Genomic DNA, 20,995 nt, shown 5'->3' on the forward strand with positions numbered 1-20,995 from the left:
AGAGCCACTTGTCGCCGGGCCGTGGCTGTCGGCGGCGCAGTCCGGCGGCGTAGGCCTGTCCGAACTTCAGACACCCCCGCCGCACCGTCTCGTAGGAGACGATGACGCCGCGCTGGAGCATCAGCTCTTCGACCTCGCGGTAGGACAGAGGGAAGCGGGCGTACCGCCACACGCAGTGCGAGATCACCTCGACCGGGTACCGGTGACCCCTGTACGACGGCAGCACAGACGACACCAGCGATCCCCTCCCCAGCGTGATCAACACGAAGATCATCCCACCCAGTCAGCCAACGTGACAGTGCCCGCGGCGACTCTCTCACCTGGCTGACATCCAGGTCGCACGCTGCTCCAGCAGGGCCTCCCGGGCATCACGCAGTGCCCGCCCGCAGACCGGAGCAGTGACGCCGGGGGTGGAGTGTCAGCTGGGCTCTGGCCTGTTGTGCTGGCGAGAGGGGGCTTGGCCTGTGGGCCGCTGTCACGGTGGTGGGGTGTGAGAGCGGGGTTCTGTTCGCTGTCGCGAGCGGGGGATGTGCGGTTACGTGTGGATGTGAAGGCGAGGACTGCAGATGTGGGGTTGGAAAAGGGTGGTGGTCCGGGGCGGGCTGGCTGATGATCTTCGGCTATGGATATGACTTGGGCACGTGTGCGTGTGGTGGTTCCCGTCGCTCTGGTGGCGGGGGCTGTTCTGGGGGCTTTGGGCCCGGTGTTGACGCGGCAGAGGTCGGATGGCGGGAGGGAGGCTGTCGGCGGAGCGGCGGGGCATGTTGTGCACTTGGTGGCGAGCGCGGGGTGGTCCTGGGCGGCTTTCGCGTTCGCGATCGGGTTGGTGTGCCGGTCATGGAAGCGGGCGGTGTGGTTGGCACCGGCCTCGCTGGTGGTGGCGGTGGCTGCGTACTACCTGGTGAAGATGGGGCAGGGCGAGTTCCGGGTCTTCGACATGGCGGCAGGGAACCAGCAGATGGAGTCGTTGCCCATCGACTGGGCCGGCTTCATCGGGAACGCGATGGCGTGGTGGGTGGCGGCCTGCATCTTCGGCCCGCTGCTGGGGTGGGCCGGAACCCTGGCGCGCCAGCCGCATCTGCGCGGACTCGCTTTCCGTCTGATGGTTCCATTGATCGCGATCGTCGATATGAACCTGCGCCTGCCCGGGAACCCCGAACTCGACGGAGCCGTCGCCACCGGCACCTGGACCGCCGTACGGATCGCGGCCGTCGTCGCCTGTGTACTCCTGACGGCCTGGGCTCTCCACACCAGCATCCGCGCGCGCCGGATCACCCGCCCCTGAACGGGCAGTTCGTATGAACGCGGCCGCAGAACTTGCGATGACAGCCGGCTCCCGGGCCAGCGAGGGCGTCGCCGTCCGGGTTGCCCAGCGTGTTCTGGCGATGGCGGCCGGGATCTGGCACAACAACAAGGTCGGCGCGCCGGTCACCCGCTCGCTCGTCGCGTACGACCACTGATCGCGACTGCGGCCGTCCCGCCACTCATCGGGTCGGCATACCTCCGTGGGGGCTGTTGACCACGATCGGCACAGACCCTTCAACGAGGTAGGGGTGCTCGGGGAAGTAGTCGATGTGGAGGTGACCGCCGCCCTCGGCGGTAGCCATGGGCTTCAGGTTGTCTGCCAAGATCGCCCTGGCACCGGGATCGCCACTGATCACCAGGACCTGCCGCGAGGCGTCGAGTTCGATCCGAACCCCGGTGCCGGAAGCCTTCCTGGCTTCGATACCTGCCAAGGTGTCTCCGTCCAGTGATGATGTGGAGCCGATGAACCCGTCGCCCTCGGCCACTGCGTATGCCAAGTCGGCCAGTTCCTCCGCTGAAGCGGTGAGATCCACTTCGCCGAACACGGGATCGGAAACCAGTCGCACGGGCGGCACTCCTTCAGCGTCGGACCTCCATGATGCCGTTGGAGGGCACTGTCACGTTGGCTGACTGGGTGGGATGATCTTCGTGTTGATCACGCTGGGGAGGGGATCGCTGGTGTCGTCTGTGCTGCCGTCGTACAGGGGTCACCGGTACCCGGTCGAGGTGATCTCGCACTGCGTGTGGCGGTACGCCCGCTTCCCTCTGTCCTACCGCGAGGTCGAAGAGCTGATGCTCCAGCGCGGCGTCATCGTCTCCTACGAGACGGTGCGGCGGGGGTGTCTGAAGTTCGGACAGGCCTACGCCGCCGGACTGCGCCGCCGACAGCCACGGCCCGGCGACAAGTGGCATCTGGACGAGGTCTTCATCAAGATCAACGGGGTGCAGAAGTGCCTGTGGCGGGCCGTCGACCAGGACGGCAACGTCCTCGACATCCTCGTCCAGAACCGCCGCGACAAGGCCGCGGCCAGGCGGTTCTTCCGCCGTCTGATGAAGAAGACCCGGGCGGTGCCGAGGGTGATCGTCACCGACAAGCTGCGTTCCTACGGCGCGGCCCACCGCGAAATCATGCCCTCGGTGGAGCACCGCTCCCACAAGGGACTAAACAACCGGACCGAGAACTCCCACCAGCCGACGAGGCAACGCGAACGCGCGATGAAGGGCTTCCGCTCCGTCGGTGGAGCGCAGCGGTTCCTGTCCGCGTTCAGCGGCATCTCACCCCCACTTCCGCACCCGGCGACATCTCCGCACCGCCGCCGAACACCGCTTCGAAATGACCATCCGCTTCACCCTCTGGGACCACGTCACCGAGAACATCGGCCTGACTACCGCGGCTTAAACGGGCACCGAAACCACACCTCAGCACGCCCCGAAGTTCCATCGACCGGTCACCGCGCCATCAACGTGACAACGCCCGCCCAGGAGATGCCCCGCCCTCCTGGCGCCCCTGCTGGGCCTGCCCGTCATCACACACTGAACAGCCCCCAACACGCAGGCATCCCCACCCGGGAACCGCGTGTCGCCGGTGCGCCGCTCCCCCACCACGCGCGGCGCGCCCAGAGTCACACACCCGCACACCAAGCTCCGGCCCCCATGAACCGCGAGACCGGCGCAGTGGGGGTCGGACCCCGCCCTGGCGGCCCGAACTCCCGCGACACGGACACACTCCCCTCCCGGACCGCGGCGGGGTCTATCAGGAATCAGGTGTAGTTCGTCTGTTTGGCCTACAGGTTCTTCGGTGGACTGATCGGCCTACGCTCGTGTGGCGGTAAGGCGGCCGTCGAAGAGGACGTCGAACTCGTTCAGGGCGGTCTTCCAGCGGTTGTTCCAGCGCTGGCGGCCGCGGCCGGTGGGGTCCAGGGCGAGGGTGGCCAGGTAGAGGCGCTTGAGGGCGGCGGTCTCGTTGGGGAAGTGTCCGCAGGCCTGGGCCGCGCGCCGGTAGCGGGCGTTCAACGACTCGATCGCGTTCGTGGTGTAGACGACCTGACGGATCGCGTCGGGGAGGCCGAGGAAGGGCACGAACTCGCTCCAGGCCCGCTCCCACGACTGGGAGATCGAGGGATACCGCTTGGCCCACTTCTCGGCGAACTCCTCCAGCCGGGTGCGGGCTTGGTCCTCGTTCACGGCGGTGTAGATGGGCTTGAGGTCGCGGGCGACATCGGCCCAGTCGCGGCGCGATGCATAGCGCAGACTGTTGCGGATGAGGTGGACCACACAGGTCTGCACCACGGTCTGCGGCCAGACGGTGTTGACCGCGTCGGGCAGGGCGGACAGGCCGTCGCAGACCAGCATCAGCACGTCGCGGACGCCTCTGTTCTTGATCTCGGTCAGGACGGTGGTCCAGTACTTGGAGCCCTCGCCGCCGTCGCCGGCCCACAATCCGAGGATCTCGCGGTAGCCGTCGGCGGTGACCGCGATGGCCACGTAGATCGGGCGGTTGGCGACGTGCCCGTCGCGGATCTTGACGTGGATGGCATCGATGAAGACGACCGGGTAGACCGGATCGAGGGGACGCGTGCGCCATTCCGCCATCGATTCCAGGGCCTTGTCGGTGATGGTGGAGACGGTCTCCTTCGTCGTCGTCATCCCGTACACCTCGGCGAGATGCGCAACGATCTCCCCAGACGTGAGGCCCTTCGCGGTCAGCGAGAGGACCATCTCGTCCAGCGCGCCGGTCCGCCGCGCGTACTTCGGCAGCAGCCTCGGGCTGAAGGTGCCCAGCCGGTCTCTGGGGACTTGCACGGTGACCGGGCCGACTTCCGTTATGACCTTCTTCGCCCGGTAGCCGTTGCGGGTGTTGCCGCCCGAGCGTGACCCACGCCCGCCGACCTGTCCGGCCTCGGCGGCCAGATGCTGGTCCATCTCGGCCTCCAGCGCGGCCTGCATCAGGTGCTGGGCCAGCTCGGGCAGGATCCCGCCCTCGCCCATCAGCCGCAGCCCGCCCTCGGCGGTCCGCTCCACCGCGAGCGCGGCCAGCTCCTCCAGCAACTCAGCGGACAGACCGTTCACGGATACCGGCATCGACTTCACGTCGGCACCCTGGGCGCTCTCACCAGCCTCGGCAAGCGACACGCCCCCAGCAGACTCGATCAGGTGACCAGCACTCGTACTCATCAGGTGACTCCTTCGTGGAGGGCCCACACCTGATTCATGACACTCCCCCGCGGCGCAGAGGCCCGGATGTGCATCCGGGCCGCTGCCCTCATGGTCCCGGTCGGCTTCGGGGGACTTCGGGCAGGCCATGGGCTGCGGGAGGGGATCGCGGACGCTCTACAGGAAGCGCACTGCCCTGTTCAACGAATCTCCGGGCGTCCGGGGTCAGTGGCTGTGGCGACGATCTGCATCAGTTCGCTCTCCGTGAGGAGCGTGAGCGCCTCGAGCACGGTCGCGTCGATGGCGCCGGTGGTCTGGGTGCGTCCTGCGTCGATGTGCAGCCGCGATCCTCGACCGTAGGGGATGACCTGCAGGTCTACCGCGGCGAACTCGTTGCGGACGTGGATGCGGCCCCGTGCGGCCTCTGGTGTGCTGGCCATCAGAAGATCACTGCGAGCTGGCCGTCGGTGGGCACCTCGGCGTCAAGGAAGACGTCCCTGCGGACCAGCCGCAGCGACCCCTGGATCAGCTCGATGACGTCCCGTCGCTCCGCCGAGGCCAGCACCGGGGGCTCGGGGAGCCGTGCGCGGACGACGAGGACGTTCGTGTGCACCGTCCACCTCGGGTTGTCCGATCCAGGGGTCGGCTCGGCGGCCTGGATGCGGAAGTTCGTCACGAAGTGGCGGATGGAGGCGGTGGGGCGTTCGGCCCAGGCGTGGTCCGAGGCGACGCGACCGAACCGCATGGCCAGAAAGCTCTTGGACTCGTTGGCGAACTCCAGTGTCTCGTCGTATCGGCCCAGTGCGGGATCCTCCCGGGACAGCGGCACGGGAACCCGGTAGAGGAAGTCCTCGTCCAGCAGGGTCAGCCAGTCGTCGTAGCGGCCGGCGTCGAGGTGGGCTGCCTCCTCGATGAGGAACTGCTCGATCCGCCGGTTCTGTTCGATGCCTGGGTGCCGTTCGGCCGCAGTGCTGCTCATCGGGTGCCCTCCATCAGGTCCAGGTACCGGCTCACGAAGTTCCGCTGGTTCGATTCGGTGAAGTCCTGGGGCACGATCCGGCCCGGGCCCTGCCAGGGCGGTGTGTACTGCGTGCTCACCCCGACGCCGAGTTCGTAGGTGTAGGGCGCCTGTGCCCCGGCGACCGTACCGAGTGCCGCGTCGATCCGGCGGAAGTTCTCCAGGTCGTCGGCCTCGAAGAAGGAGGAGGCGCCATGCTGCCTGGTCGCGAACAGGTACGAGCGTGTCTTCCAGTCGTCCGAGGCGTGGCGGGGGACGAGGTTCCAGTACGCGACCTCGTGCGTGTGCTGGTCGATCGGTGTGAGCGCCCGGATCTGGGTGAATGCGGTCTGTCCCTGGGCGTCCTCACCGTAGGACACCGGCGCCGTGGTGATGAACAGCAGGTTGGGGAACACCAGGCCATGGATGACCGAGGCGCGCTCACGGAATCTGCGGTGCTGCGGGTCGGCCTGCTTCAGTGCCGGGCCGAGCAGGTCCTCCTCGTAGCCGAAGACGGTATCCGGGACCTGCGGGTCGATCAGATACTGGCTGCGCAGCGCATGTCCGTGCGGCTCGTTGACCGCGAACCCTTCGACGGCGCCGGCCTGCGCGCCCATCACGCCGAGTTCGAACATGGTGCGGTGCGCGACCCGCAGGTGGTACCCGTCGCCCGAGAAGTTCTCTGCGTGGATCTTCCAGTTCCCGCGGACATCCACGCGGTGCATGCCTGCGTGCACTTCCATCCCGCCGGGGAAGAAGTCGAACAGCGCGTCGAGGTACCACCGGAAGTCGCCGAGGTATTCCTGCAGTGTGGGCCCGTCGTGGCGCCAGGTCGCGAAGACGAAGCCGTGCAGCGTCTGGACGCGCGCGCGGCGCAGTCCACGTCTGGACAGGTCGAAGTCGGGGCCGTACAGGGCGCGGCGCCCCGGGACGCCTTTGAGCGCGCCGTCGTTGCCGAAGACCCAGCCGTGGTAGCCGCAGCGGAAGGTCGTGGTGTTGCCGTAGGAGGCCTTGCACACCTGGGTGCCTCGATGGGTGCAGGAGTTCAGCATCACCTGGACCCCGTTGTCCTGGGTACGGGAGAGGATCACCGGGTCACCGCCGAGGCGCCGGGTCACGTAGTCGCCGGGCGCCGGCACCTCGGACTCGTGGCCGACGAAGATCCAGTTTGCCCCGAAGACGCGGTGCAGCTCCTCTTCGAGCACGTGCCCGTCGCGGTAGTACGTGCGCGGGATCTGGGTGGGGCCGTCGATGGTTGCCATCCGGTGTCTCCTCGCTGCTGGCGTGCGGTGCGGGGGAAGGGGGGTCATCGGGTGCCTGCGCGCAGGGAGAGTCCGCCGTCGGGGCGCAGGACTTCGCCGGTCATCCCGGCGGCCTCGGGCGAGGCGAGGAACAGGTACAGCGGGGCGAGCTGCTCGGCGGACAGCACGATGCGCAGCGGGTTGAGGTCCCGCACCGCGGTCAGGAGTGCGTCGGGGTCGGTGAACAGCGCCTGTTCGCTGCCGTCGGCCGCGCCGGCCCGCAGTGCGGTGAGGACACCGCCGGGGGCGATCGCGTTGACCCGCACCCGCGGGGCCAACTCGGCGGCGAGGTGCCGGACCAGCCCGAGTGCCGCGTGCTTGGCCGTGGAGTAGGCGAGTCCGGCGCCGTTGCCGGCGACCATGAAGGAGGCGTCGGAAAGGGTGAAGGTCATGCAGCCTCTGGTCTCCACCAGCTGGTCCAGGCAGGCCCGTGCGCCGAGCGCGTAGCCCACGACGTCGACGTCGAGCACCCGCCGCATGATGCGCCCCAGATCCTGGGGTGTGGTGTCGGCGACGGCGAAGCCGCCGTCGTGGATGCCGGCGTTGCCGACGAAGTGGTCGATGCGGCCCGCGGTGGTGAGCAGGGCACACACGGCAGCGGCGTTGTCCTCGGCAGAGGTGACGTCGCCCAGGACGAGATCCGCGCCGGGCGGCAGTGCCCTCGTGGGTGGCTCCCGGTCGAGCACCACCACCTGGTCCCCGGCGGCGCAGTGGGCCTCCACCACCGCGCGGCCGATCCCCGAGCATCCCCCCGTCACCAGTACTCCGCGGTTGTGTGCCGTGGAACCCATGAGCCGTGCACCGCCTCTCTTGCGCTGTCCTCGCGTGTCCTAGACCGGGCAGGCGGTCCACAGGCCCGGGTCGGTGGGCCGGTGCATCTCGCCGAGGATCACTTCGTCGAAGGGATTGGACGTTCCCCACTGGTCGGTGTCCTCGGGACTGGTCGTGTAGACCTTGGGAACCCAGCCGTGCTCGTCGTCGATCGTCTGCAGGGCGGTGGTGTACTCCATGACGAAGCCGGTGCCCGGGTCCTGGAAGTAGGAGAACGTGTTGTCTCCCGCGCCGTGCCGCCCGGGGCCCCACAGCGGTGCGTGCCCCAGACGCATCATCGACCCGGTCGCCCGCATGAACTCGTCCAGACCGCGTACCTCGAACGAGATGTGGTTGAGCGAGGTGCGGGCGGACTTGGCGAACGCGAGCAGGTGGTGCGTGCGGCCGGCGCGCATGAAGCAGAAGAAGTCCTCGACCCAGTCAGACACCTTGAATCCCAGCGCCTGCTCGTAGAACAGATGGGTCCGGGTCAGGTCCTGGGTGTTGAACACGACGTGGCTGATCCCGCGCGGGCGCCGTTCGCCGGCCGCCACTTCGCGGAAGGGACGCAGAGCGACCTGTGCGGCGATCTCGACGACGCGTCCGTCGCAGTCGAAGAACTGGAAGCCGTAGCCGCCGCCCAGATCCTGGCGCACTCCGGGCTCGGAGATCAGCTTCGACTGGGGGTGGGCGGCGACGCGTTCGGCGTAGGTGTCCGCCTGGGCCGGGGTTGCCACGGCCAGGCTCACCACGTCGACCTGCGGAGCGTCGGCTTGGCGCAGTCGTAGCACGTGACTGTCGGGGCAGCCTGCGCCCAGGTAGAGCCGGTCGGTGTCCTGCTCGACCTCCTCCAGTGCCCAGCAGGAGGCGTAGAACTCCCGGGCTCGGGCCAGGTCCGGTACGCCGAGTCCGACACTGCGGACGTGGGTGATCGCCATGGGTGTCTCCTCAGACGTAGGGGGTGGCGACGTACTTGGTCTCCATGAACTCGAGCATTCCGTCGTGGGAGCCCTCGCGTCCCAGGCCGCTGTGCTTGCTCCCGCCGAACGGTGCGGCGGGATCGGAGACCAGGCCGCGGTTGAGCCCGACCATGCCGCAGGCCAGCCGCCTGCTGACCGACAGGCCGCGCTCCAGGTCCCGGGTGTACACATAGGACACGAGTCCGGCGTCGGTGGCGTTCGCCCAGGCGATCGCCTCGTCCGCCTGGTCGAAGGCTGCGATCGGGGCCACCGGGCCGAAGATCTCGGTCTGCATGATCTCGCTGGTGGGCGAGACGTCGTCCAGGACGGTGGGCGGGAAGAAGAAGCCGCTGCGTTCGGGTACGGAGCCTCCGAGCACAAGCCGGGCACCGTCGCGCACCGCGCGGCGGACCAGTGTCGCGACCCGGTCTCGTTCCGTCTGCGAGACCATGGCGCCGATCTCACTGACCGGGTCGATGCCGGGGCCCATCCTGAGGCCCGCCATGCGCTGGGTGATCCGTGCCAGGAACTCCTCGTGGATCGGGCGCTGCACGAAGATCCGGTTGGCCGCGGTGCATGCGGCGCCGCCGTTGCGCAGCTTGGCCAGCAGGAATCCTTCGACCGCGTCGTCCAGGTCGGCGTCGTCGAGCACGATGAACGGGGCGTTCCCGCCGAGTTCCATCGAGTTCTTGGCGATGTTGCCTGCCGATTGACGCAGCAGTACCTGGCCGACCTGGGTGGAGCCGGTGAACGACAGGGCCCGCACCTGGGTGTCGGCAAGCATGGCGTTCACCGCCGGTCCCGGTGGGTCGGGCAGTACCACGTTGACGACACCGGCCGGTACGCCCGCCTCTTCCAGCAGCCTGGCGATGAACAGCGCGGCCAGCGGTGTCTGGATCGCGGGCTTGAGCACGACGCTGCAGCCTGCCGCGAGGGCCGGGGCGATCTTGCGGGTGGCCATCGCGGCCGGGAAGTTCCAGGGTGTGACGAGCAGGGCCACTCCGACCGGCTCGTGCGACACCATGATCCAGTTGTGTCCGGCTGGGGAGCGGCGCAGGTCGCCCGGTACTCGGACGGATTCCTCGGCGAACCAGCGGAAGAACTCGGCCGCGTACGCGACCTCCGCGCGCGCGTCACCGGTCACCTTGCCGTTCTCCAACGTGATGATCCTGGCGAGTTCCGCCTCGTCACGGGTCATCAGTTCGAAGGCGCGCAGCAGGATCTGCGCCCGCTGCCGTGGCGAGGTCGCGGCCCAGGCCTCCTGTGCCCGGGACGCGGCGGCGACCGCGGCCAGGCACTGTTCGATGCTCGAGAGCGACACCTCGGCGAGCACGCTGCCGTCGGCCGGGTTCACCACCTCGCGCAGGCCGTCCTGGCCGCGCACCCAGGTGCCGTCGACATAGGCGTCGACGGGCACCAGGGCAGCGCCCAGCCGCTTGGCTCCTGCGGTCCGCGTGGGCATCACAGGTTCACCTTCGGTGCGGACAGCGGGGCGATCCGGCGGCCGAAACCGCAGGTGGCTGCGGCGTCCAGGATTGCCGCGGCGAGCACGAGGTCCTGCTCTGGGGATCCGATCGACTTATACACGGTCATCGCTTCGACCTCTCCTCGTTCCTGTTGCAGGGCCGTGCCGAGCAGCTCGACCCGCTCGGGGGCCAGGCCCGAGTCGCGGGCTTCCAGGGCGTCCCCGGACTCGTGGAGGGCATCGGGGGTGTCCACCAGGACGCGGGCTGCGCCGGCGAGGATCTCGCCACCGAGCTCTCGCTGGCCGGGCAGCGTCGAGCCGATCGAGGCGATCACTGGGATGTTCGTGACGTCCGCGCCGCGCAGCACCACCCGGCCGCCGGAATTGGTTGCCGCATAGAGGAGGTCGGCGCCCTCGAGTGCCGCGGCCGGCGCGGCGTGCCCGGTCGCGGTGAGCCCGGTGCGCTGCGCGACCTGGCGGACGAACGCGGTCCGGTTGGCCTCCCTCCTGCTGGTGACCCGGACGTCGTCGAGTGTGAGCACCCCGTGCAGGGCCTCCACGCCGGCCAGGGCTTCGGCGCCGGACCCGACGACGGCGAGCCTGGTCGGTGTGCTGGTGTCCATGAGATGGCCGACCGCGACAGCGGCGGTCGCCGCCGTGCGCAGGGTGGTGACCCGGGCTGCGTCGACCATGCCCAGGGGGCGACCGCTCGCGGAGTCGAAGACGTGCACGCAGTACCGGACCGAGTTGTCCGCGGCGAGGTGGAACTCCTTGTAGCCGAAGATCCCCAGGGCGGAGACCTCCGCTGCCATCAGGCGCATCCAGCCGCCTGCGTAGGGCAGGGTGAGCCGCCGGGTGGTGGCTTGCCCCCTCGCACGGGCCAGGGCTGCCTCCCGCGCGGCGGTGCGCGCGATGTCCCAGGTGATGTGCTCCGCGATGGCTGCGGAGTCGACGTGCAGGGGGTGCGGGTCGGCGGGTCCGAGGGTCATGTCGCCACCCGCCCGGTGAAGAAGAGGGCGTCGGGGTCGTCGGTGACGTCCATGCCCGAGGCGAGCGCGGCGGAGCGCAGGTGCTGTATCTGCCGGTCGTGCAGCCGGCTGTGGGGGCTGCGCACGGGGCCGCCGTTGAATCCCTGCAGCCAGCCCTGGTACTTCCACAGCAGCCGGTGCACGAAGGAGGTACCGGCGTTGGACTCCTTCATCAGGCCGCTGGATGCGGCGCGTGCCGGGTGCACCGACCAGTACAGTGCCATGGCCTCGTCCGCCCTGCCCTTGTCCTGCGCCAGCGCGTGGATGCGGGGCACGACGTCGCCGAAGTACTCGTAGTTGGACGTTCCCATCCACGGCATGCCGAAGGTGCTCGCCCAGGCCGGGGCGTTCATCTCCAGCGGGTCGGACACCAGCACCCGGTCGCTGAAGCGCCGGAAGACCTCGGCCAGGCCAGCGACGCCGGGGTCGCCGATCTCGTTCTTGATGGCCACCACGTTGGGAATCGTGTCGACGATCTCCTCCAGCCACGCGGGTGCGAAACCGCTGGGGTGGAGCCGGGTGAAGTTCCACAGGTTCATCGCGAAGACGATCACGCCCATGCCGCTCGCCTGGGCAACCGCGCGGGTGTACTCCACAATCTCGGCGGGGTCTTGAGGGTAGAAGCCGATCGGGTAGGAGGGCATGACCAGGTCCACGCCCTTGCCGGCGGCCATCGCGGTCAGTGCCACGTTCTGCGCGAGGGTGCCCGCCGCGGCTTGCACGATGGTCACCATGTCGTCCCCGGCCTCGTCCACGGCGATCTCGACGAAACGCTCGAACTCCTTAGCCGTGGTGCCGCATTCGCCGACGATCAGGAAGCCGGTGAAACCCAGCTCGCGTTCGCGTCGGATGTCGTGTCGGATCGCCTCCTCGTTCAGGGCTGTCTGGTCCGGGGTGAACGAGGGCATGACGCAGCCGCTGACGCCCCGGAGTCTCTCCATCGCCCAGGAGCGGGCGCTGCCGGCTTCGAACTTGGCCATGACGTTGTGTTCTCTCCTCCGTCGCAAGGTCTCTTCGTCAGCGGGAGGCCGGCGCTGTCCGGCTCGCGGCCTACTCCTGGAGGGCGATCGCGCGCGCGGGGCAGGCCGCAGCGGCACGCCGCACAGCCGCTTCCTGCTCCGAGGGCACCTCGCCGTCCCCTGCCTGCGCATAGCCCCACTCGTCGAGGGTGAACACGGCCGGCGCCTCGTCAGCACAGGTGCCGTAGGCCTGACATCTGCTCATGTCAACACGGACCTTCATCAGTACTCCTTCAGCTCGATCGGCCAACTGGCCGCCCAGCGTGTGGCCGGGGGACGGTCCGGGGCGGTCGCGCACCGTCCGCAGGCCGAGTCCAGATGGGCGGCAACTAGTACGCGGTGCTCGGCGAGCAGGCCGGCCAGCAGCCCTGCGGCCGCGTCGAGGGTCCCGCAGGCCCCTCGCCCGCGCAGCGAGGCGCTCCACGAGCGCAACTGCTCCACCGCCTGCGCGGTGGCCGACCCGGAGGCCAGCGCCTCGACCCCGCCGAGCATGGCTGCGATGCCCCTGAAGCACGGGCCGCACTGGTGGGCATTCTCCCGGTCCAGGTAGTGCAGGATCTCGGCGACAGCGGTTACCGGGCAGGTGTCAGTGAGCACCATGACGATGCCGCATCCCAGGGATGAACCGACCGCCCGCAGGGCCTGATGGCTCAACGGCGTCGTGAAGCAGTCGGGCGTGGCGAACCCGCCGAAGAATCCGCCGAGGATCACCTGCGGCCGCCCAGCAGCGGGCCACAGGGCGAGCCGTTGGAGGACCGAGCGCAGGTCGACGCCGGCAGGGGCTTCGACCAGGGTCCGCTCGCCGCGGTCGGTGACGACCGTGAGCAGGACCGTCGATCCGGGCTCGGGGCCGGACCACGGCGGCGCCGCCGCCTCTCGGCGCACCGCGTCCGCGAGGTGCGCGAGGGTCTCCACGTTGGACACCAGCGTGGGATGACCCCGGACGCCGTGCTCGAACGGGCGCGGGGGTTTGGCGGTGGGTTTGGCCGGCCCACCGGACAGTGCCCGCACCACCGCAGTCTCCTCCCCGCAGACATAGCCGGCCGGTGCGGGGAAGACCTCCATGGTCGGCGACTCGCCCCGCAGCTCGACCCGCTCCGCGACGATCCGCCTGCAGTGAGGGTCACTGATGTAGAGGTGGACCCGCTCGGCGGCCAGCGCACGGCCGACCACTCCGGCCCCGTCCAGGACCAGGTCGGGGCACAGGGACAACAGGACGCGATCCTTCACGCTGGCCGGTTCGCCCTCCTCGCCGTTGGCAACGACGTGGGGTGCCCGGTCGCAGAGGCGTGCGGCCTCCCGGACGGCGTGCAGCTTCCGGGCGAGTGGAAAACCCGATCCGCCCCGCCCACGCAGGTCCATGCGCTCGCACAGTGAGATCAACTCCTCGGCCCCGAGCCGGGGAATTGCCGGGTCGGCGCGGCGGTTGCGCGGCGCGAGCACACCGCTGTCTGCGAGCCCGGGCCAGCGCAGCATGCGAGTCACAGTCCGCCGGGGGTCGGCGCGGTGACGATCCGCCCGCACCCCGGCGATGCCGTACGCCACCAGTGCTGCGGCGCCACCGTGGTCCCGTGGTCCCCGGCCACCTGTCGCTCCTTCGCCCACGGGTCCTCCTGTCAGCGGGATCGTCCGGACGGGCTGCCGGATCAGGTGGTTGAGGTTAAGAGAAACTCCCGGAATGAGGGAAGAAATTGCTCTAACATTCCTCTATGAGAAAAGACTTGCCCGCAGGGGGCAGCAGCCTCGGCTCCGTGACCAATGCGCTGCGGCTCCTGTCACTGCTCACCGAACACCCCTCCATCCGCGTGGTGGATGCCGCCGACTTCCTCGGCATCGCCCTGTCAACCGCTCACCGACTGCTCAGCGCTTTGCGGGACGAAGGCTTCCTGCAGCAGGCGAACGGTTCCCGGCGCTACACGGTGGGTCCGGAGACGCTCCGGATCGCCCGGCACTTCGCCACCCAGCACACGCTGGAACACGCCGCGCACCACCATCTCCAGGCGCTCTGCCGCGAACTGAACGAGACGGTGAACCTGCAGATCCTTCTGGGGGCCGAAGTGCTCTGCCTCGATGCCATCGCGGAGACCAGCCACACCCTGCACATAAAGCAAATCGCCGGTCAGCGCACTCCGGCGAATGCCTCGGCCGCGGGCAAACTCCTGCTGTCCGTACTGGACCCCGCCGAGGTACGCGCCCGCTTCCGGGAAGGCCTGCCCGACCTCACCGCGCGCACCATCGTGGACCCCGAGACCTTCCAGCGGGAACTCGAAGCCGTACGCAACCGCGGCTACGCGACCAACATCGAGGAAGGGGAGGAGGGCGTGCACGCGGTCGCGGTCGCCATCATGGACACCAGGCAGCGTCCGATGGCGGCGCTGTCGGTCGCGTCCCCGGCAACACGGCTCCCTGCGGCCCGGGTGCGGACCATCGTTCCGCAGCTGCGCCGAGCCAGCAGCGCGATCACCGCGGATTTCTTCGCAGTTCAGGGGGTGAGTGAGGACCACCGGGGCATTTGATCCCCCTCCCCCGGCGGACCGCGGCGCATGAGGAAGACGGTGGCAGCCGGACGGCGCCGAGCGAGCAGGGTGACCAGGGACCATCGAGTCCAGCTGCCGTTGCCGCACGAGTCATGAGCCGGCGCGCCGCGCCCCGGGAAGTCGGCCCGCAGCCGGCCCGGTCTTTCCGCACAGTGGGATCTCTGTGCGATGACCTCCCTTCGGCGCAGCGAAGTCCCCTAGTGTTGTGGCGCACCCAAGGTGGGCCACAGCGGTCCCGCCGGCTGCCGACCTCCGCCGTTCAATAGCGCTGACGAGAAGTCGGCGGACAGGTGCCTCACACGTGGTGCCACACGCCTTCCGGCGCCGGGTGACCAGCCCCTCCCGATCCCGCACAGTGACCGTTCGACCGGCGAAGGTCCCGCGCACCGGTAGGGAACCACCTGGTCGCACCCGGGCGGAGCCTGCGCGGCTGCCCGCCCCACATGCAGGAGAGCCGCCCGGGGTCCGGCGTACGGCTCCCGTTCCCCGCGCAGTGACCGCCGCTCCGCAGCGCGGCGCCATGGGAAGTGCTCTCCCATTCCGTGCCTGAGTCCGATTCCCCGTCAGGATCCGAGGTCCGTCATGAAGTTGTTTCGACCGTGGAACTCCTCTGCCCACATCGAACCGGATCCCGCCCCGCCGCACACCGCGGTCGCTCAGCCCGCCGGTGCCGACAACGCCGGGCGGAGCGCGTTGAAGATCACGTACACCGACGACCCGCGCGTGACGCAGGAGCAGCTCAGTGAGGATTACGCGACCCATGTCGTCCCTCCGAGCGCCCGGGTCCCGAGAGGAAAGCTGACCATGGCCGCGTGGTCGTTGCTGAGCGCGCTGAACTGGGTGTTCTACGGGGCATTGGCGGCCGCCCTGGTCGGCACCACCGAGGCGGTCATCGGGATCCTCTTGTCGGTCGTCGTGTACTCGGGCATCAACGTCCTCATGGCCGGGTACGGAACAAGATTCGGGCTCGGCAGTTTCCTGCTGTCCCGGCGCATGTTCGGCACCCGCGGCGCCTGGCTCACACCGCTGCTCATCGCCACGGGGACGACGTACTTCGCTGTCTTCGAGAGCAGCGTCCTCGCAGTGGCCTTCAAGAGCTACTTCGGGGTGCGGGACATCAGGTGGTGGTACCTGATCGTCATCGCCGCGATCCTGCCGCTGACGCTGGGCAGTGTGCAGACCTGGCTGGCGAAGGTGAACGCGGTCCTGCTGCCCTTCTACGTCCTCGGGATCGCCGCCGCGGACGTCGTCGCGGCCGTCCGCAACCGCTCCGGCGCGGAATGGCTGAGCTTTCCGGGCCTGAACCCCGACGCCCCCGCGCCATCCCGGGATGGCTGGAGGTCTTCTGCCTCTACGATCGGGTAGGCGGGCCGGTTTGCCCGGCCCGCCCCCCACACCACCGGACATGCGGGCCCGCATCCGGCGGTTCGTCCAGCTGATCTCAGGCGAGCTTCAGGCGGGACCACGAGCCCTTGAACGACTTGTAGCCCTGCCAGGGTCATTGCATGATCGAGATCTGTCTGGGTTCGTCACGTGAGACCGAGGGCTCGTAGGGGCCGGTGGTAGTCGCGGCCGGTGTGGCGGAGGGCGGCGGCGATGTTGGTCTGGCCGTCCTGGCGGAAGACGCTGATGGCGAGGTTGCGCAGGGAGGCCATGGCGCGGGGCAGGGTGCCGGTGCGGACCTTGGAGTCGTCCTCGCGGAACGTGCGGTCCCGCACGTGGTGCAGGAGGTTCTCGATACCCCAGTGGCCTCTGATCCAGGTGGCGAGCTCGGTGCAGGTGGCGTCGAAGACGCTCAGGCTGGTGATCAGGTAGACGCGCTCGATGGTCAGCTTCCTGGTGCTCAAGTCGCGTCGCCACCGTACGACTTGGATCGCCTGGCGGGCGCCGGGGTAGTCGAGGTGGCTGAACGCGGCGACCTTGAGCCGGCGGATCTCGTCGCGGTGGTGGGCGTGGTCGCGAGCGCGGTGCCCGAGCGGGATGTCCCGCCAGGGCAGCTTCCTGACCTGGGCGTACAGGCCCGGATGGTTCTTCTTCACGACGGCCACGTAGTGCGCGCCGCGACTGGTCAGATAGGCCCCGTGGTCGTGCTGGGTGTGCAGGGCGTCGGCGGTCACCACCGTGTTCTCCAGCTCGAGACCGTCCAGCAACGGCGCGAAGGAGGGGATCTCGTTGCTCTTGGAAGCGACCTGCCGCTGGGCCAGGACCACGCCGTGGTGGTCCATCGCCGCCAGCAGCTGGATCGCCGCGGCCGTTGCGGTTCGCGATCCGCGGACCACCTTGCCGTCGACCGCGATCACCCGTCGCACCGGCCGTTTCTCCGCCTCCGGCTCGACCGGGGGCGGCGTTCTGGCCTGCAGATACGCGCTGATCGCCGCGTCCAGCGCGTCACCGTCCACACGCTGCAGCAGGCGGCGCACGGTTGCGGCGTGCGGCACCGGCCGCAGACCGGTAAGTGGATCGGCAGCGAAGCCGAGGACGCCCAGCACATGTTGCGGGGCATCCGTGATCCACTCGCTGATCGCGATGAGCGAGCGAGCGCCGGTCAGCACCGCCGAGACGGCTGCGCACAGCAACGCGAGGGCCGGATATCGCAGTCCTCGCGCATCGCGGGGATCGGTAACCAGGATCAGGAATCGCCGCAGGTCAGCGACATCGCTTGAGGTGAGGGGATCAGTCGGGGAGCCCAGTTGCTCCAGTGCGGAAGGGATGGGCGATGATGTTCGGGCAGGCACGGTCTCGCTCGGTTCTCATGGGTCTCGACAACCACATGATCACCAGCACCGTGCCTGCTCTGCTCTCCCGGGCCCCTTGCCCCACAACGGACATGACGCCACGTCACTCACGAGACCGGCGAACCGGACCAATCCCAATCACGCAATGCCCCTGCCCTGCGCATCCCAATAGGCTTTATTCATAGCGATTTCCAGTGGTTTCAGGTGGGAGGCCCGCCAGTATCGCTTGCGTTGCACTGCAACGCCTTGCTCCTGGTCTCCAAATTCGTAACCGAGCTTCTGGAGCATGGAGTTCTTGCGCTGACTGGTCTTCCACTGCACCCACTGGGCCTGCCGTAGCCTGCGGCGGGTCCAGTGATCAATCTCCTCGAAAACCCGAAGGCTGTCGGAGAGACTGAAGTAGGCCACCCAGCCGACCGAGAAACGGTTGAGTTTGTCCATCCTGTGGGCCATCGATACGCCCCACGTCCGGGAGGTGACTCGCCGAACGGTGGACTTTAGCCGTCTCACGGCCTTCCGGTCCACCCGGATCTTCACCTGCCCTTTGGCGAGGTAGTACCCGAATCCCAGGAGTGACGTCCACCAGATGGGGCACGCCTTCGACTTCTCACGATTCACCCTCAGTTTCAAGGTCTTCTCAATGAAGGCCGTGACCGAGGCGAGGGTCCGCTGCGCCGCTCGCTCGGACCGGACGAAAATCATCACATCGTCCGCGTACCTCACGAACCGGTGTCCGCGTTTGAAGAGTTCGCGGTCAAGGTCGTCCAGCATGATGTTCGACAGCAACGGGGACAAAGGGAACCCTGCGGGGTCCCTTCCTCGTTCCTCACCATCACGCCGTCGCTCATAATCCCGGCTTCCAGGTACCGCCGAATCAACTTCAGGACCTTTCTGTCCCTCACCCGGCGAGCCACCCGCGCCATAAGCGCATCGTGATTCATTCGGTCGAAGAACTTGTCGAGGTCCAGGTCCACGGCCCAACGGTTTCTGTCCTGGACGGCCCGGCGACCAACCCTTACGGCTTGGTGGGCCGAACGCCCTGGTCGGAACCCGAACGACGCCCCAGAGAAGTGGGGATCGAAGACGGGCACGAGGGCCTGCGCAATTGCCTGCTGGATCAAGCGATCCAGCACCCGTGGGACACCTAGCATCCGCTCCCCACCATTCGGCTTAGGGATGGTCACCCGACGGACAGGAGCGGGCTTATATGTCCCCGCATCGAGCTCAGCCCATACCTTGGGCCAGTTCTGGGCGATCCATGGCCGGAGTTCATCCGTCGTCATCCCATCAACGCCGGGGGCACCCCGGTTTGCTTCGACGCGCCTGAGCGCCGCGAGAAGGTTCTCCTTCGAGAACACCGTCTCCCAGAGGGAGACCTCGCGGTGATTGTTGTCCGCGTGTAGCGCCGGCTGGTCACTGCGCCCCTTGGGCTGGGCGGTCGTATGCACCGACCCCGTCACCCCAGGGTCTGCCGGGGCAGATTTACGGCGGTCATCGTGACCTGCGCGAGCAGACACCCTTCTTCCAATCCGCTAAACGTTCGGCCCTTCCCGAGTCCTTGTCGGCCTACTGCCTTCCCGTCTCGGTACTATGACCTCTGCTGACTTCTGTCCGGCAAACCAGTGCCATTGCTGGCATCGGTCGTCACAATCGCGGCCGACACACCGTTACAGGTGACACCCGGGCAGACCTCCCCGAATAAGAACAGCAACTTTCCCCGGATCGCCGCCGCATATACTCTGCGTCTTTCTTGGTGAGAACGGGCTTCGATGCAGTCAGCCACCTTGCCCAAGACGCCTAGCCTCAAATGCGGTTCTTGTACATCGGTACCCGGTTTTGCCTCCGGCTTCCTTCGGACCCCACCTCGCGATGACGCCCTTGCCGTTCGGCTAGCGAGTTAGTCTCACCTCTTCTCATCGGGACTTTCACCCTTTAGCTGCTGCCCATGTCGGGCGTACTGACTCCTCCACCCCGTGAACGGGGTGGCTTCTCGCTATGCCGGTTGGGCTTCGCGACGGACCAGCCCGGCCCGTAGAACGTTGAGAGCACCGACGGTGTCCGCGTGCGCGCTGTGGCCACAGGCGACGCAGTAGAACTTCTCCTGTGTGGGCCGGTTCTCCTTGGTGGTATGCCCGCATTCGGGGCATCGCCGGGAGGTGTTGCGGGGGTCCACGGCGATCACTTCCCGCCCGGCACTCTCAGCCTTGGCATTCAGGATCGCGAGGAACACCCCCCATCCGGCATCCGATATCGAGCGGTTCAGCCCGGCCTTGGCCGCGGCCCCGTTGGGCAGGAAGCTGCCCGGCTTGTCGGGGTCGGGCTTCGGTTCGGGGGCCTTGCTCATGTTGCGGATCTTGAGGTCTTCGTGCGCGATGAGGTCGTGTTCGCGTACGAGGCCGAGGGCGGTCTTGTGGGCGTGGTCGAGCCGTTGGCGGCGCACCTTGCGGTGCAGGGTAGCGACCTTCTCCACGGTCTTGCGGCGGCGCTTGCTTCCGCGCTTGCACCTGCTCAGTGCCTGCTGAGCTGCTTCGAGCTTCGCTGCGGCCTTTCGCCCGTGACGCGGGTTGGGCACGAACTCGCCGTTCGAGCCGGCGAGGAAGTTGGCAATGCCCAGGTCGATGCCGACCACGCTGCCGGTCGCGGGCAGCGGCTCGGGCTGGGGCCGCTCGGCGGTCAGGATCACATACCAGCGCTTGCCCTCACGCTTGACCGAGACGGTCTTGATATGGCCGACCACGGGCCGGTGCTGGTGCACCTTGACGTGCCCGACACCTTGCAGGCGCACCCGCGTGACCGGGTCGTGCGCGGTGGCATCCCAGCGGCAGCCGTCTCCGTCCCTGGGGAACTCCACCGTGTCGAACCGGCCAAGTCCACGAAAGCGCGGGTATCCGGGCTTGTCTTTGGCCTTGACACGGCGGAAGAACGCCGCGAACGCCTTGTCCAGACGCCGCAGGGTGGCCTGCTGCGAGGAGAACGACCAGCGGCCCTGACGTTCCGGGTCGCATGCCCGGATCTCCTTGAGCTGCGCGGACTGCTGCCCGTATCGGACCGTCGTCTTCGAGGCGTGCCGGTAGGCGTCGCGGCGCTCTTGCAACGCGCCGTTGTAGAGCGAGCAGTGATCGCGCAGCATCTCACCGAGCGCTTGTTCCTGCCGGGCGGTGGGTCGCAGGAGGAACTTGTACGCACGGATCATTCAGCCCACCCCCTCCGGCTCGAATCGACCTTAACCGTAGCATTGGTTCATGTCACCACGTTGGGAACCAAACCCCGATGTACGGCGCGGCCGTCACGTCGTCCACCACCTCCACGCGCATTTGGTGTTCGTCACCAGATACCGGCGGACCGTCTTCAACGACGAGATACTGACACGCTGCGAAGAGATCATGCGAAAAGTCTGCGAGGACTTCGAGGCAGACCTGATCGAGTTCAACGGCGAAGAAGCCCACGTGCACCTGCTCGTGCATTACCCGCCGAAGGTCGCCCTGTCGAACTTGGTCAACAGTTTGAAGGGCGTGTCCTCGCGCCGGCTGAGACAGGAGTTCACCGGCCACGTCAACCAGACCATCATGCACGGCCGCTTCTGGTCCGGCTCCTACTTCGCGGGGTCATGCGCCGGCGCACCCCTCCACGTGGTCAAGGACTACATCAAGAACCAGAAGCGGCCCGACTGAGCACGGCTCCGCAGG

Annotated in this window: 19 protein-coding genes and 4 pseudogenes; 6 read left to right on the forward strand and 17 right to left on the reverse strand. The window is 68.1% G+C overall.

From position 1 onward, the window contains the following. Nucleotides 1-4: 4 nt before the first annotated feature. Nucleotides 5-235 (reverse strand): annotated as a pseudogene (locus tag OG395_RS06855) (IS6 family transposase); the annotation flags it as partial. Nucleotides 236-850: 615 nt separating this feature from the next. Here OG395_RS06855 and OG395_RS06860 point away from each other — a divergent pair. Further along, on the forward strand, nt 851-1,285 hold the full coding sequence (locus tag OG395_RS06860; protein WP_327242082.1) for a hypothetical protein: 435 nt from the start codon (nt 851-853) through the stop codon (nt 1,283-1,285). A 46-nt stretch (nt 1,286-1,331) separates the two neighbouring features. Then, nucleotides 1,332-1,460: pseudogene (locus tag OG395_RS06865) on the forward strand (IS982 family transposase); the annotation flags it as partial. 24 nt (nt 1,461-1,484) lie between these two features. On the opposite strand, the gene OG395_RS06870 reads toward OG395_RS06865, so the two are convergent. Next, nucleotides 1,485-1,871 carry an Imm32 family immunity protein gene (locus OG395_RS06870; protein ID WP_327242083.1) on the reverse strand — a complete coding sequence of 129 codons (387 nt, stop codon included), beginning with the start codon at nt 1,869-1,871 and terminating at the stop codon, nt 1,485-1,487. Between the two features lie 73 nt (nt 1,872-1,944). Here OG395_RS06870 and OG395_RS06875 point away from each other — a divergent pair. After that, a pseudogene (locus OG395_RS06875) lies at nt 1,945-2,704 on the forward strand (IS6 family transposase). Between the two features lie 413 nt (nt 2,705-3,117). Here OG395_RS06875 and OG395_RS06880 read toward each other — a convergent pair. From OG395_RS06880 to OG395_RS06930, 11 genes are all read right to left on the reverse strand, one after another. Beyond that, a complete protein-coding gene (locus OG395_RS06880) occupies nt 3,118-4,386 on the reverse strand; it encodes an IS256 family transposase (RefSeq protein ID WP_327249263.1) in 1,269 nt (422 codons plus the stop codon). A gap of 272 nt (nt 4,387-4,658) precedes the next feature. Then, on the reverse strand, nt 4,659-4,898 hold the full coding sequence (locus OG395_RS06885) for a hypothetical protein (protein ID WP_327242084.1): 240 nt from the start codon (nt 4,896-4,898) through the stop codon (nt 4,659-4,661). Continuing rightward, nucleotides 4,898-5,437, reverse strand: a complete 540-nt coding sequence (locus OG395_RS06890; protein WP_327242085.1) for an aromatic-ring-hydroxylating dioxygenase subunit beta — start codon at nt 5,435-5,437, stop codon at nt 4,898-4,900. Before OG395_RS06890 ends, OG395_RS06885 begins: the two co-directional genes overlap by 1 nt. Further along, nucleotides 5,434-6,717 carry an aromatic ring-hydroxylating oxygenase subunit alpha gene (locus tag OG395_RS06895; RefSeq protein ID WP_327242086.1) on the reverse strand — a complete coding sequence of 428 codons (1,284 nt, stop codon included), beginning with the start codon at nt 6,715-6,717 and terminating at the stop codon, nt 5,434-5,436. The genes OG395_RS06890 and OG395_RS06895 overlap by 4 nt, the downstream gene beginning before the upstream one ends. 44 nt (nt 6,718-6,761) lie before the next feature. Next, nucleotides 6,762-7,547, reverse strand: coding sequence for an SDR family oxidoreductase (locus tag OG395_RS06900; protein WP_327242087.1), 786 nt, complete (start codon nt 7,545-7,547; stop codon nt 6,762-6,764). Between the two features lie 39 nt (nt 7,548-7,586). Beyond that, a complete protein-coding gene (locus OG395_RS06905; RefSeq protein WP_327242088.1) occupies nt 7,587-8,504 on the reverse strand; it encodes a VOC family protein in 918 nt (305 codons plus the stop codon). A 10-nt stretch (nt 8,505-8,514) separates the two neighbouring features. Further along, nucleotides 8,515-9,987, reverse strand: a complete 1,473-nt coding sequence (locus tag OG395_RS06910; RefSeq protein ID WP_327242089.1) for an NAD-dependent succinate-semialdehyde dehydrogenase — start codon at nt 9,985-9,987, stop codon at nt 8,515-8,517. Then, nucleotides 9,987-10,979 carry a hypothetical protein gene (locus tag OG395_RS06915; RefSeq protein WP_327242090.1) on the reverse strand — a complete coding sequence of 331 codons (993 nt, stop codon included), beginning with the start codon at nt 10,977-10,979 and terminating at the stop codon, nt 9,987-9,989. Before OG395_RS06915 ends, OG395_RS06910 begins: the two co-directional genes overlap by 1 nt. Then, nucleotides 10,976-11,998: a dihydrodipicolinate synthase family protein gene (locus OG395_RS06920; RefSeq protein ID WP_327242091.1), complete on the reverse strand. Its 1,023-nt coding sequence runs from the start codon at nt 11,996-11,998 to the stop codon at nt 10,976-10,978. The genes OG395_RS06915 and OG395_RS06920 overlap by 4 nt, the downstream gene beginning before the upstream one ends. 70 nt (nt 11,999-12,068) lie before the next feature. Beyond that, nucleotides 12,069-12,242: a ferredoxin gene (locus tag OG395_RS06925; protein WP_327242092.1), complete on the reverse strand. Its 174-nt coding sequence runs from the start codon at nt 12,240-12,242 to the stop codon at nt 12,069-12,071. A 17-nt stretch (nt 12,243-12,259) separates the two neighbouring features. Further along, the gene (locus OG395_RS06930; RefSeq protein ID WP_327242093.1) at nt 12,260-13,513 is read right to left on the reverse strand and encodes an NADH-ubiquinone oxidoreductase-F iron-sulfur binding region domain-containing protein; all 1,254 of its coding nucleotides are present in this window, start codon (nt 13,511-13,513) and stop codon (nt 12,260-12,262) included. Nucleotides 13,514-13,746: 233 nt separating this feature from the next. On the opposite strand from OG395_RS06930, the gene OG395_RS06935 reads away from it, so the two are divergent. Further along, complete coding sequence (locus OG395_RS06935; RefSeq protein WP_327242094.1) at nt 13,747-14,553, forward strand: IclR family transcriptional regulator; 807 nt, start codon at nt 13,747-13,749, stop codon at nt 14,551-14,553. 603 nt (nt 14,554-15,156) lie between these two features. Further along, complete coding sequence (locus tag OG395_RS06940) at nt 15,157-15,939, forward strand: hypothetical protein (protein ID WP_327242095.1); 783 nt, start codon at nt 15,157-15,159, stop codon at nt 15,937-15,939. A 164-nt stretch (nt 15,940-16,103) separates the two neighbouring features. On the opposite strand, the gene OG395_RS06945 is transcribed toward OG395_RS06940, so the two are convergent. The 4 genes and pseudogenes from OG395_RS06945 to OG395_RS06960 form a co-directional block, all read right to left on the reverse strand. After that, the gene (locus OG395_RS06945) at nt 16,104-17,309 is read right to left on the reverse strand and encodes an ISAs1 family transposase (RefSeq protein WP_442818522.1); all 1,206 of its coding nucleotides are present in this window, start codon (nt 17,307-17,309) and stop codon (nt 16,104-16,106) included. 138 nt (nt 17,310-17,447) lie between these two features. Beyond that, nucleotides 17,448-17,927 (reverse strand): group II intron maturase-specific domain-containing protein, encoded by a 480-nt coding sequence (locus tag OG395_RS06950; protein WP_442818740.1) that lies wholly within the window; start codon nt 17,925-17,927, stop codon nt 17,448-17,450. Between the two features lie 33 nt (nt 17,928-17,960). After that, nucleotides 17,961-18,592: pseudogene (locus tag OG395_RS06955) on the reverse strand (reverse transcriptase domain-containing protein); the annotation flags it as partial. A gap of 710 nt (nt 18,593-19,302) precedes the next feature. Beyond that, nucleotides 19,303-20,502, reverse strand: coding sequence for an RNA-guided endonuclease InsQ/TnpB family protein (locus OG395_RS06960; protein ID WP_327242099.1), 1,200 nt, complete (start codon nt 20,500-20,502; stop codon nt 19,303-19,305). A 49-nt stretch (nt 20,503-20,551) separates the two neighbouring features. Here OG395_RS06960 and tnpA point away from each other — a divergent pair, with 49 nt between their 5' ends. Continuing rightward, the gene (gene tnpA / locus OG395_RS06965) at nt 20,552-20,980 is read left to right on the forward strand and encodes an IS200/IS605 family transposase (protein ID WP_327242100.1); all 429 of its coding nucleotides are present in this window, start codon (nt 20,552-20,554) and stop codon (nt 20,978-20,980) included. Nucleotides 20,981-20,995 lie beyond the last annotated feature (15 nt).

This window comes from Streptomyces sp. NBC_01320 (assembly GCF_035974375.1).
Classification (GTDB): domain Bacteria; phylum Actinomycetota; class Actinomycetes; order Streptomycetales; family Streptomycetaceae; genus Streptomyces; species Streptomyces yanii.